We start from the raw sequence: 12646 nt of genomic DNA on the forward strand, positions 1-12646 counted from the left end.
CGCGTGCGGCGTCCGCTGCCAAATCCCGCGCCCGAAGGCGGGCTGGCGCGTCTTTGCATTACCTGTGTCGGTACGGGGTATATCCATCCGATGACTGATTCCATGACCCTGTTGCGTCTGTATGTGGAGTGGGGCGCCGATGACGCGCTGGATATCCACCCGCATGACCGGATGGCGCACCCGGCCACGATACACCACGCGGCCCCGCCTACCCAGTCCATCCCCATACAGCCAGACCGGGGGAATGGACATAAAAATCACCCATCCCGGCCCGCCCTTCCCCCGCGCGGGACGGCAAGCGCCATCGATCAGGCGGTCGCGGCGGCACGCGGGGCAGCACAGGCGGCCCGGACGCTGGAGGAACTGCATGCCGCCATACGCGGTTTTGGCGAATGCGGCCTGCGCGACACCGCAACCCACAGCGTTTTTGTGGAAGGACCGGCCAACGCCCCCCTCATGCTGATTGGCGAAGCCCCCGACGAGGACGAGGACCGCAGCGGCCACCCCTTCGCGGGGGAAAGCGGGGCGCTGGTCAGCACCATGTTCGCCAGCATCGGCACCGACCGCGCCAGCATGCTGGTGGCCCCCGTCATTCCATGGCGGCCACCCGGTGGACGCCCCCCTTCCGCCGCCGAGACACGGATCTGCCTGCCCTTCATCCAGCGCGCCATCACGCTGGCCCGTCCCGGACGGGTGATCCTGATGGGGAACCTGCCGGTTTCCATCCTGCTGAACCAGCGCACGACCGCCGCGCGCATGCGGGGCCGCTGGCGGGAAATCACCCTGCCCGCCGACCCGGCGGACCCGGCCGCCACACACGGCGTGCAGGCCCTGCCCATGCGCCATCCGTTGCAGTTGCGCGCGAGTGCCACAGCCCGACGCGATGCATGGAAAGACATGCTGATGATACGCGAAACACTGGAGAGTGTATCTGCCGTGCCATAAAGCGTAATAGCATAATGTTTCCGGGATATTAGCCTACAGAAAAGCAGGTATTCATTCCGCATTTCCTGTATGTTTCCCGCTGTTACATCCTGCATTCCCATCTGTTCTGAACACTTATTGACGGCTGCAATCGGGGCTGGCTATTGCTTTCCATCTGCATTGCGCCTACATCCCCACCGCTATGCGAGGGACAACCAATACCCCCCATCATGCGGTAACGGCTTTTCTGGCCGGTGCGGCATTTCTGGCAGGGGCGGCGTTCGCGCCGCTGCGTGCCCAAACAGTGGAAGCCAGGGCGACGGATCAGGATCCGGCTCCCGCCGGTGACCATAACGAGGAAACGGCACTCGCCCTTCCACGCCTGCCCGCACATGGTAACGCCGGGGCGCCGCGTCCCCTGTCCCCTGATGACGTGAGCCGCATCCGCCGGGTCTTCAAACTTCAGGCCGACGGCCAGTTCGACGCCGCCATCCGCGAAACCGCCGCCATCCATGATGACACCCTGCTGGGCGACATTCTGGCCGCGCGCTATCTTAACCCCGCCTATCATGCCGATGCGGGGCAGTTGCGCCTGTGGCTGCGCACGTTCTCGGGCCTTGCGGATTCACCGGCCATCTATTCCATGCTGGCCGCCATGCCGAACCGGGGCGGCCCGCTGCCCCCCGCACCGGCCCGCAACGCGCTGGACAGCAACAGCAGCCATCCGCCGCCCCATATCCACCTGCCGGAGGAGGACGATCCCTCCCTGCGGGTCTTCACGCGCAACAGCCTGCTTGACCATACCGTGCGCGAACGCGCGGCACAGGGGCCCAAGGGCGCGCGCAGCGCCCTGCACCTGATCGCCATCACGCCGGGGATGAACGACCTGTACGCCGCCCATCTTCAGGCGGAAATCGCCATGACGATGTTCAGCGCCGGTGAAAACAGGCTTGCGCTGTCCATTGCCCGCGACGCCTTTGCAAAATCGGGCCAGCGGCTGGGACTTGCGGGTTACGTCGCCGGTCTGGCCGCGTGGCGGCAGGGACGGCCCGACGCCGCCGAACCCCTGTTTGAAGCCGCGTCCCGCGCACCGCTGACACCCGGCGGCATCCGTGCGGGGGCAGCCTACTGGGCCGCCCGCGCCCACCAGACCACGGGTGATGTCGCGGCCTATTCACCATGGCTGCACCGCGCGGCGGCGGCACCCCATACATTCTACGGCCAGCTTGCGTCCCAGATACTGGGCCTGCGCACGTCAGCCGGTCGCCCGGCCCATACACCCGACACCATCGGGACGGAGGCCCCCCTTACCCTTGCCACGGACCAGCAGCCTGTTCACGCAGGCAGCCCCGTACTGGGGGAAATCGACATAGAGGCGGTAGCCGCCACCCCTGCAGGGCGACGCGCCTTCGCCCTGTTGCAGGTGGGTGAGCGTGACCGGGCGGAAGCAACGCTGCGCCGCATGTGGCCTGACATCCAGAACGACGCCGCCCTGTGCCATTCCACGCAGATGGTGGCGGATGCCATGGGCATGAAAAGCCTGTCAGCCCAGATGATCATGCTGATGGACACCAATGAAAGCGAGCACAGCACGCATGATGCCCGCTTCCCCCTGCCCCCGCTGCAGCCCGAGCATGGCTTCCGGATGGACCCTGCTCTGATCTATGCCCTGACGCGGCTTGAATCCAATTTCGACAGCAATGCGGTTTCAGGCTCCGGCGCGCATGGGCTTATGCAGGTGATGCCGGTTACGGCGGGGTTTGTCATGCATGACAGGGACCGCTTTACCCGCCGCCCCGCCGCGCTGCATGACCCCGCCACGAACCTCGATATCGGGCAGCGCTACGTGCTGTATCTGGCGCAGCTTTCCACGCAGGCCGATGGCAGGCATGTCCCGCCGGGTGGCGACATGATCCGTATGCTGGCCAGCTATAACGCCGGTCCGTCCGCCATTTCGCGCCGGAGTGCGACGATGGATGAGGATGAAGATCCGCTGCTGTATATCGAAAGCCTGCCCAATAACGAAACGCGCGATTATGTCCGCCGCGCCTTCACCTATCTGTGGATCTATGCCGACCGACTGGGTCTGGCGGCGCCGTCGCTTGAGACACTGGCGAAAAATGAATGGCCCGCTTTCGGCGCGGAAGTCGCCATGAGCGGACACGCAGGCCACACCATTCACTGATAATGACGGTCGTATGGCTGTAAAAAAAGGGGGTGCATCCGGGCTGGATGCACCCCCTTTTTGTCAATGGGCCGACTTCAGTTCTCGGCAAGAAGCTGGCGGCTGGCCTGCACCCGCACCACGCGGCGGCCTTCCATTTCCAGCACCTCGAACAGCCAGCCCGAAAACACCACCTTGTCGCCACGGGCAGGCACACGGCGCAGCAGGGCCAGAATCAGGCCGGCCAGCGTGTGGTAACTGCCTTCCGCCGGAAGATCGGACAGGCCCAGACGGTCCTTGACCTCATCGGCGGGCATGGAGCCGTCCAGCACTAGCACGCTGTCCAGCGCCAGACGCTGCGGCGGCGTATTGCCCGGCTCATGCTGTTCACCCACGATCGCGCCGAACAGGTCGGAGGACGTCACGATCCCCTCGAACGAGCCATATTCATCCAGCACCAGCGCCATCCCCAGCGAGGAAGCGCGCATCCGCTCCAGCATGTCAAAGGCGGACAGCGTATCGGGGACCGATATGGGATGGCGCAGCCCGATTTCGATCGACGGGCTCTTGCCATCCAGAAAACGGTCCAGCATGTCCTTGGCCAGAATGATGCCCACGGGATTATCCACCCCGCCCTCGCACACCACGATGCGCGAATAGGTGGTGGAGCGCAGGATCTGGAGCAGTTGCGCGCGTGATACATGCCGCTCCACCCAGCACAGTTCGTTGCGTGGGGTCATGATGGCGCGGACGGGACGTTCGGCCAGACGCAGCAGGCGCTCGATCATGTCGCGCTCCTCCTGCTCCAGCACGCCCGCCTGCGCCCCTTCGGCAATATAGGCGCGCAGTTCCTCCACCGAGACGGACTGGCGGATCGCCCCCCCGATTCCCATGATCTTCAGCACCAGTTCGGAAGACCGCCCCAGAAGCCACACGACCGGGCGCGTCACCCACGCCATCCATTCCAGCAGGAGCGACAGACGGGCCGCGATCAGTTCCGGCTGCCGCAGCGCGATCTGCTTGGGCACCAGTTCACCCAGCACCAGCATGACGGCGGTGATGGCGCTGACCACCAGCAGCATGGCGACTTCATCGGCAATGGACCGCAGGGCGGGAATCCGCGCCAGCCAGTGGCTGACCCCCGCTTCGATACTGCTGCCGCCAAAGGTGCCCTCCAGAATCGAGACAAGGGTCATGCCGATCTGGACGGTGGGCAGGAAACTCTGCGGATCACCCGCAAGCTTCAGCGCCCGGTCAGCCCCTGCCGTGCCGTCGCGTGACAGAATGGCCAGCCGCGCGCGGCGGGCGGAAATAAGGGCCAGTTCGCCCATGGCAAAAAGCCCGTTGAGCAGAACGAGGCATAATATGACAATCAGTGAGACAAGCATGATCCCACGATCCTACAGCATAATTGCCCCGGCTGGCACAGTTCCCTGCGCATGGGCCTGCACGCAAAAGAAAAGGCGGAGCCGAAGCCCCGCCTTTTCCCGATCCGGTTACACAGGATAATCCCCGCCGGAAGATCAGTCCGCCGCGTCCGCCGTTTCCACGGGTGCGGATACGCGGTTCACGCGCGGCGCAGCCGCAGGCTTCTTGCGGGCCGCGAGTTCTTCCATCTTGGCATCGACATGCTGGGTGAACATGTATTCCGCCGGACGCTGGTTTTCGAGCGAGATTTCGGGCGCCATCGGCTTTTCCGTCTCGGGACCGAAAAGGGCGACCTTGGCAATGTGCCAGGGGCGACGGACGGCATCCATAACCGCAGTCGATTCATAGCCCGAATGGACCATGCAGTCGGCGCATTTTTCGTAATTGCCGGTACCGTAGGCATCCCATTCGGTATCGGACATAAGCTCGTCAAAGCTCTTGGCGTAGCCTTCACCCAGCAGGTAGCACGGACGCTGCCAGCCAAAGACGTTACGCAGCGGCTTGCCCCACGGGGTGCAGTGATACTGCTCGTTACCCGCAAGGAAGTTCAGGAACAGCGGCGACTGCGTGAAGCGCCACTTCTTGCCCTTGCCCAGACGGAAAATGTCGCGGAACAGTTGCTTCGTCTTCTGACGGTTCAGGAAGTGTTCCTGATCCGGCGCACGCTCATAGGCATAGCCCGGCGCGGTCATGATGCCATCGACGCCCATGGCCATCACTTCATCAAAGAAGGCGGCGACGCGCTTGGGATCGGCACCGTCGAACAGGGTGCAGTTGATCGAAACGCGGAAACCGCGCGCCTTGGCCTTCTTGATGGCGGCTACGGCACGCTCGTACACACCGTCCTGACAGACGGATGCATCATGCATTGCCGGATCACCATCCAGATGCACGTCCCACGAGAAGAACGGACCCGGCTCGTAATCATCCATCTTCTTTTCCAGAAGAAGGGCGTTCGTGCACAGGTACACGTACTTCTTGCGCGCCGTCAGCCCGCGGATGATCTCAGGCATTTCCTTGTGCAGCAGCGGCTCACCGCCAGCAACGGCGATAACCGGCGCACCGGCCTCGGTATCCGCATCAAGGCATTCCTGAACGGTCATGCGCTGATTGAGGATCTGGGCAGGATAGTCGATCTTGCCGCACCCGGCGCAGGCCAGGTTACAGCGGAACAAGGGCTCGAGCATAAGCACGAGCGGATAACGTTTACGCCGCGTGATATGCTGCTTGACAACATAGGCGCCCACGCGGACTGCCTGCATAATAGGAACGGCCATGAAACCTCTGCTCCTGCACCGGCTCAACCGCCGGTTACATATTCCAAGTCTGGTAGGCGGACTATGGACACATCCACCCACGAGAAAACAAGTCCAACCTTACCCAGCCGTGCATCCAGAGCATGCCGAGGTTGCGGACTTGTACGACACATGAAGCCTTTCGCGAGGGTATAGGACAGAAACCATCCTGTATTCAATTGCTATCGCCTTCGGTGTGGCCAATTAACAACAGTCAGGGAATTAGAGACTGTATTTGCACGCTTAACCGGAGTAACACAGCCCGATTACGCTACGGTCGCCATGGTTTTCATGCCATGAGCCGCCATTCATCGCCGCCGGGGCAGCCCTGTCCGGCCCCATCAGACCGGGGCGGACGGGCCAACCGAAAACCGGGTCGGTTCCTCCCCATCATATGGGGGAAGGGTCGACACAGAACAATGGACGCGAACATCATGGACCAGCCCAAACCCGCGATTCCGACCCTTGGGCGCTATGCGCAGCTTGACCGGGTGCGCGCGCCGCATGACATGCGCAACCTTTCGGTGGAGCAGTTAAAGCAACTGGCGGATGAACTGCGGTCGGAAACGATCGACGCGGTGTCCACCACGGGCGGGCATCTGGGCGCGTCGCTGGGCGTGGTTGAACTGACGGTGGCGCTGCATGCCGTGTTCGACACGCCCGATGACCGGGTGATCTGGGATGTCGGCCACCAGGCCTATCCGCACAAGATCCTGACCGGGCGGCGTGAGCGCATCCGCACCCTGCGCCAGCCGGGCGGGCTTTCGGGCTTCACCCGCCGCAGCGAGAGCGAATACGACCCGTTTGGCGCCGCCCACTCCTCGACTTCCATTTCCGCGGGCCTCGGCATGGCCGTCGCCCATCACCTGCGCGCGGAGGAAGACCCCTCCTACCGCGAGCGCAACGTGATTGCGGTGATCGGCGATGGCTCGATCTCGGCGGGCATGGCGTATGAGGCGATGAACAACGCCTCGCATTGCGGTCCCGGCGCCGAGCGCCTGATCGTGGTGCTCAACGACAACGAAATGTCCATCGCCCCGCCGGTCGGCGCGATGTCGAGCTACCTGTCGCGGCTCATGTCCTCGCGCAAGTTCCTGTCCCTGCGTGAACTGGCGGGCAAGATGGCCAAACGCCTGCCGGGCCGTCTGGAACGCACGGCGAAGAAGGCGGATGAATACGCGCGCGGCATCATGACCGGCGGCACGCTGTTCGAGGAACTGGGCTTCTATTATGTCGGCCCCGTGGACGGGCATGACATGAACCAGCTTGTCCACATCCTGCGCAACCTGCGCGACGCGGAAGATGTCGGCCCCGTGCTGCTGCATGTGATCACCGAGAAGGGCCATGGCTATACGCCGGCCGAATCGGCGGGCGACAAGTATCACGCCGTCTCCAAATTCAACGTCGTGACCGGCGAGCAGAAGAAAGGCCCGGCCGGGCCGCCGAGCTATACGTCCGTCTTCGCCAGGGAACTGGTCCGTCAGGCCGCGACCGACGACAGGATCGTCACCGTCACCGCCGCGATGCCGTCGGGCACGGGTCTGGACAAGTTTGCAAAAGCCTATCCCGACCGCTTCTTTGATGTCGGCATTGCCGAACAGCATGCCGTGACCTTTGCCGCAGGCATGGCGACCGAGGGACTGCGCCCGTTCTGCGCCATCTATTCCACCTTCCTGCAGCGCGCCTATGATCAGGTGATGCATGACGTGGTGCTGCAGAAGCTGCCGGTGCGTTTCGCCATCGACCGCGCGGGGCTGGTGGGCGCCGATGGCGCGACCCATGCGGGGTCGTTCGACATCGCCTATCTGGGCTGCCTGCCGGGCATCACGCTGATGGCGCCCAGCACCGAACTGGAACTGCTGCACATGACCGCGACCGCGGTCGCGTTTGACGAAGGCCCGATCGGGCTGCGCTATCCGCGTGGCAACGGGCTGGGCCTCGACCTGCCCGCGGCGGGCGAGATCCTCGAGATCGGGCGGGGCCGGATCGTGCGGGAAATGAGCCGCCAGTCCGGGCCGGAACAGGGCGGCATCGCCATCCTGTCGCTTGGCCCGCGTCTGGCCGAGGCGCTGAAGGCCGCCGACATGCTTGCAGCCCAGGGCCTGTCGCCCACGGTGGCGGATGCCCGCTTCGCCAAGCCGCTGGATACCGCCCTGATCGAACAGCTTGCGCGTAACCACGCCGTGCTGATCACGATCGAGGAAGGATCGGTCGGTGGCTTCGGGTCCTATGTCATGACGCATCTGGCGAAAACCGGCCTGCTCGACCGTGTCCGCTTCCGCCCCATGACCCTGCCCGACCGCTTCATCGACCACAACACGCAGGATGCGCAATATATCGAGGCAGGGCTGGATGCGGCGGCAATCACCAATACCGCCCTTGATGCGCTGGGTGTCGGAATCAGCATGACGCAGCCCTTGCTAAAGACAGCAAACGGACCGAAATCATGAACATTATGAAATATGTCCTGAAAACCACATCGCTGGCGCTCTGCGCCGGGCTTATGGCGGCGCCCGTCATTCCGGCCGTCTTCCCCATCAACGTGGCCCATGCCGCCAGCGCGACCGACGCGCAGGTGCAGGAACCGATCAAGTCGCTATATGCGGCGCTTGACCGGATTCAGGCCAAGAACGCCGGTTCGTTCGAACAGCGCGCGCAGGTACTGGCCCCCGCCATCGACCGCGCATATGACATGCAGGCCGTGCTCGCCTCCTCCGTCGGCCCCCGCTATGCCGGGCTGCCCGATGACCAGAAGCAGCTTCTGCTGTCCACGTTCCGCCAGTTCACGATCGCCCGCTACGTCTCCAGCTTCAAGCCGGGCAGCGACGCGCGCTTCACCATCGATCCCGGCGTGACAGCTTCCCCCGTGGATGGGGAGCGCATTGTTATAACACGAATCGGCTCCTCCGATGACCCGAACGGCACGGAAATCAACTACGTCATGCGTTCCGGTGCGAAGGGATGGCAGATCGTTGACGTGCTGCTCAACGCCCATATCAGCCAGGTCGCGGCCCAGCGCGCCGATTTCAGTTCCGCGCTGGCGGGTGGCAATGTGCAGAAACTGACGGATCTGTTAAAGAAGAAGATCCAGAGATTCTCGGAAGAGTGATATCACAACTCTCCGATACCGTTTTCTGATTCGCTCCATACGCGGGACCTTGCCGGAAAGATAATGTCTGTTTTCAACGCTCTTGTTTCACCCGCCGGACTGGCCGCAACCATTGCGGCCGCCGGGTGCATGCAGGCAGCGCTAGGCACTTTTCTGGTCTCGCGTTTCCGCTGGCAGGAAAAACGGGTGGACCGGTCGGTGCCCATGCCACCGGTCTCCGTGCTCAAGCCCCTCCACGGCGACGAACCGCTGCTGGAGGAGGCGCTTGAAAGCTTCTGTACGCAGGACTATCCGCACATGCAGATCGTCTTTGGCGTGCAGGACGAAAACGATGCCGCCATACCGATCGTGCGCCGCCTGATGGAACGCCATCCGGACGTGCCCATGAAACTGGTGATCGATCCCACCTTCCATGGCGTCAACCGCAAGATCGGCAACCTGATCAACATCATGACCTGCGTGGAACATGATGTGCTGGTCATTTCCGATTCGGATATCCACGTCGCCCCCGACTACCTGCGTCACGTGGTCGGCGCGCTGGTACCGCCCGATGTAGGGCTGGTCACCACGCTGTATGCCGGGCTTCCGGCATCATCCAGCGTGCCGCGCCTGCTGGCCGCGTGCCAGATCAACCACAACTTCCTGCCCGGCGTGATGCTGTCGCGCTATCTCGGGCGGCAGGACTGTCTTGGTGCGACCATGGCGCTGCGGCGGTCCATGCTGGAGAAGATCGGTGGCCTTGCCGCCCTTGTACCGCATGTGGCCGATGATGCGATCCTGGGCCGCTATGTCCGTGAACAGGGCAAGGATATCGCCATCGCCGCGTGCATGACATGGACGACGGTGGGCGAGACCTCAATGCGGGAGGTGCTGGCGCATGAACTGCGCTGGGGCCGGACCGTCAAGACACTGGAACCGGTGGGCTACGCCGCATCGGCCATCCAGCTTCCCCTGTTCTGGGCCACTGTCGCCATGGTACTGGCGCCACATGCGTCCTGGACATGGTTTTTCTTCCTTGGTGTGTGGGGATGGCGGGCAGTATGTTCCTTCATCCTGGACCGGACGCTGGCGCAACGCAGCCTGCTGCCATTACTGCTGCTGCCCCTGCGGGACTGGATCTCGGCCGCCGTGATGGTTGGCAGCGTTACAGGCACACGGGTTGCCTGGCGCGGACAGACGATGCATGTCACGCCACATTCGGTTATGACACCACGATCCCAGCCGGCTTCCCCCGGTGACTGACCCCCCGCCGGCAGGCCAGACTGCCGTAAGATACCAACCCTGTCGTTAATAAGAACGGGTATTAAGGGAACCCCGTTCCCCGCCAGAACCCGAGGATACGCGTAGCATGATGAAGACCCTCTTTCTCCAGCCGCCTTCGTTTGATGGATTCGATGGCGGAGCCGGTTCCCGCTATCAGGCCAAGCGGGAAATCAAGTCGTTCTGGTATCCGACATGGCTGGCGCAGCCCGCCGCCATGGTCGAGGGCAGCCGCCTGATTGACGCACCGCCCGCGCGCATGGGCATGGAGCCCATTCTGGAAGACGTGCGCAACCGTGACCTGGTCATCATGCACACCTCCACCCCGTCCTTTGCGTCAGATGTGCGCGTGGCCCAGATGCTCAAGGACGCGAACCCGAAGGTGAAGATCGGCATGGTTGGCGCCAAGGTTGCCGTCCAGCCGGAAGAAAGCCTGCTCAACGCCCCGCCGGTCGACTTCGTGGCGCGCAACGAATTCGACTTCACCATCAAGGAAATGGCGGAAGGCCGCGACTGGAAGGATGTCGATGGCATCTCCTGGCGCGATGCGGATGGCAAGATCGTCCATAACCGCGACCGCGCGATGATCGAGGACATGGACAGCCTGCCGTTCGTGACCGAAGTGTACAAGCGTGACCTGAAGATTGAAGATTACTTCATCGGTTACCTGATGCACCCGTATATTTCGATCTATACGGGCCGTGGCTGCAAGTCGCGCTGCACCTTCTGCCTGTGGCCGCAGACGGTGGGTGGCCACCACTACCGCACCCGCAGCCCCGAGCATGTGGCGGCGGAAATCCGTCTGGCCAAGCAGTATTTCCCGCAGGTGAAGGAATTCTTCTTCGACGACGACACCTTCACCGATGACCTGCCGCGCGCGGAAGCGATCGCCAAGGAACTGGGCAAGCTGGGTGTGACGTGGTCGTGCAACGCCAAGGCGAATGTACCCCGCAAGACGCTGGAAGTGCTGAAGGCCAACGGCCTGCGCCTGCTGCTGGTCGGTTACGAAAGCGGCAACCAGCAGATCCTGCACAACATCAAGAAGGGCATGCGCGTCGAAACGGCGCGTGAGTTCACCAAGAACTGCCACGAACTCGGCATCAAGATCCATGGCACCTTCATCCTCGGCCTGCCGGGCGAGACGAAGGAAACCATTCAGGAAACCATCCGCTTCGCCACCGAGATCAACCCGCACACGCTGCAGGTCTCGCTCGCGGCGCCCTATCCCGGCACGTTCCTGCACCAGCAGGCGACCGAGAATGGCTGGCTGGATGAAAAGAATGCCGAACTGATCGACGATAACGGCGTGCAGATCGCACCGCTGCACTACCCGCACCTGTCGCACACCGAAATCTTCCAGAGCGTGGAAGAATTCTACCGGAAGTTCTATTTCCGTGCGCCCAAGATCATGTCGATCCTGAACGAGATGGTCCGCAGCCCGCAGATGATGAAGCGCCGCCTGCGCGAAGGGGTGGAGTTCTTCCAGTTCCTGCGCGAACGCCGCGCCGCCTGATCCGGCCAGTCTGCGTTATCCCATGCCGGGACCTTCGGGTTCCGGCATTTCTTTTTTCAAGCCACCCGGTTTTCCACCATGAAGCGCGTCATCATATCCGCCGATGATTTCGGCCTGTCCGAAGAAGTCAACGAGGCGATCGAGATCGCCCATCGGGACGGGCTGCTGTCGACCGCGAGCCTCATGGTGTCCGGCCCCGCCGCAGCCGACGCCGTGCGCCGGGCCAAAAAACTGCCGGACCTGCGCGTGGGGCTGCATCTGGTTGCAATCGAGGGACCGGCCACCCTGCCCCCTGCCGACATTCCGCTGCTGGTGCCGCAGGACGGGCAGTTCCCCTCCGACCAGTTGAAGCTGGGTGTGGAGTATTTTTTCCGTCCCGCCGTGCGCCGCGAACTCGCCGCCGAGATCGAAGCCCAGTTCCGCGCCTTTGCCGCAACGGGACTCGCGTTGGACCATGCCAATGCCCACAAGCACATGCACCTGCATCCCACCGTGGGGCATTACCTGATTGAAAGCGGATTGCGTTACGGGCTGCGCGCGGTGCGCGTGCCACTGGAACCACCCAAGCCCCTGTATGCCGCCGGAACCTATACCGACACGCTGGGCGATGCCGCGCTGCGCCGCTGGACGGGTCTGCTGCGCCACCAGCTACACAAAGCGGGCATGGTTACGAATGACTGGTGCTTCGGACTGGCATGGAGTGGTCACATGACCACCGACCGTGTCTCGGCCCTTGCCGCGCACCTGCCCGATGGCCTGTCGGAAATCTATTTCCACCCGGCCACGGCAAAGAATAAACTGCTTCAGAAACTCATGCCCACCTATGAGCATGAAGCGGAATTCCGCACGCTCTGCGCGCCGGGTTTCCGCTCGGGACTGGCGCATGCGGGCGCCACACCCACAACATGGACGGACGTAGCCCGCGCCCGCTAGGGACGCAGGCCACATCCCAT

9 protein-coding genes are annotated in these 12646 nt (G+C 63.2%); 7 read left to right on the forward strand and 2 right to left on the reverse strand.

Annotated features, from left to right (window positions below; genetic code table 11):
* Nucleotides 1-90 precede the first annotated feature (90 nt).
* Entirely contained in the window at nucleotides 91-945 is an 855-nt protein-coding gene (locus KSAC_RS08200) for a uracil-DNA glycosylase (RefSeq protein ID WP_207918665.1), read from the forward strand.
* 181 nt (nucleotides 946-1126) lie between these two features.
* Nucleotides 1127-3109, forward strand: coding sequence for a lytic transglycosylase domain-containing protein (locus KSAC_RS08205; RefSeq protein WP_102325449.1), 1983 nt, complete (start codon nucleotides 1127-1129; stop codon nucleotides 3107-3109).
* Nucleotides 3110-3186: 77 nt separating this feature from the next.
* On the opposite strand, the gene KSAC_RS08210 is transcribed toward KSAC_RS08205, so the two are convergent.
* Entirely contained in the window at nucleotides 3187-4476 is a 1290-nt protein-coding gene (locus KSAC_RS08210) for a hemolysin family protein (protein ID WP_102325448.1), read from the reverse strand.
* A 135-nt stretch (nucleotides 4477-4611) separates the two neighbouring features.
* Entirely contained in the window at nucleotides 4612-5793 is a 1182-nt protein-coding gene (gene hpnH / locus KSAC_RS08215; RefSeq protein ID WP_102325447.1) for an adenosyl-hopene transferase HpnH, read from the reverse strand.
* Nucleotides 5794-6245: 452 nt separating this feature from the next.
* Here hpnH and dxs point away from each other — a divergent pair, with 452 nt between their 5' ends.
* From dxs to hpnK, 5 genes are all read left to right on the forward strand, one after another.
* Complete coding sequence (dxs, locus tag KSAC_RS08220) at nucleotides 6246-8261, forward strand: 1-deoxy-D-xylulose-5-phosphate synthase (RefSeq protein WP_373280094.1); 2016 nt, start codon at nucleotides 6246-6248, stop codon at nucleotides 8259-8261.
* Nucleotides 8258-8920 carry an ABC transporter substrate-binding protein gene (locus tag KSAC_RS08225; RefSeq protein WP_132305062.1) on the forward strand — a complete coding sequence of 221 codons (663 nt, stop codon included), beginning with the start codon at nucleotides 8258-8260 and terminating at the stop codon, nucleotides 8918-8920. The genes dxs and KSAC_RS08225 overlap by 4 nt, the downstream gene beginning before the upstream one ends.
* 63 nt (nucleotides 8921-8983) lie before the next feature.
* Nucleotides 8984-10162, forward strand: a complete 1179-nt coding sequence (hpnI, locus tag KSAC_RS08230; protein WP_110547314.1) for a bacteriohopanetetrol glucosamine biosynthesis glycosyltransferase HpnI — start codon at nucleotides 8984-8986, stop codon at nucleotides 10160-10162.
* Nucleotides 10163-10268: 106 nt separating this feature from the next.
* Complete coding sequence (hpnJ, locus tag KSAC_RS08235) at nucleotides 10269-11693, forward strand: hopanoid biosynthesis associated radical SAM protein HpnJ (protein ID WP_102325443.1); 1425 nt, start codon at nucleotides 10269-10271, stop codon at nucleotides 11691-11693.
* Between the two features lie 78 nt (nucleotides 11694-11771).
* Nucleotides 11772-12626, forward strand: coding sequence for a hopanoid biosynthesis-associated protein HpnK (gene hpnK / locus KSAC_RS08240; RefSeq protein WP_110547313.1), 855 nt, complete (start codon nucleotides 11772-11774; stop codon nucleotides 12624-12626).
* Nucleotides 12627-12646: the final 20 nt, after the last annotated feature.

It is taken from the genome of Komagataeibacter saccharivorans, assembly GCF_004348195.1.
Taxonomy (GTDB): Bacteria; Pseudomonadota; Alphaproteobacteria; order Acetobacterales; family Acetobacteraceae; genus Komagataeibacter; species Komagataeibacter saccharivorans.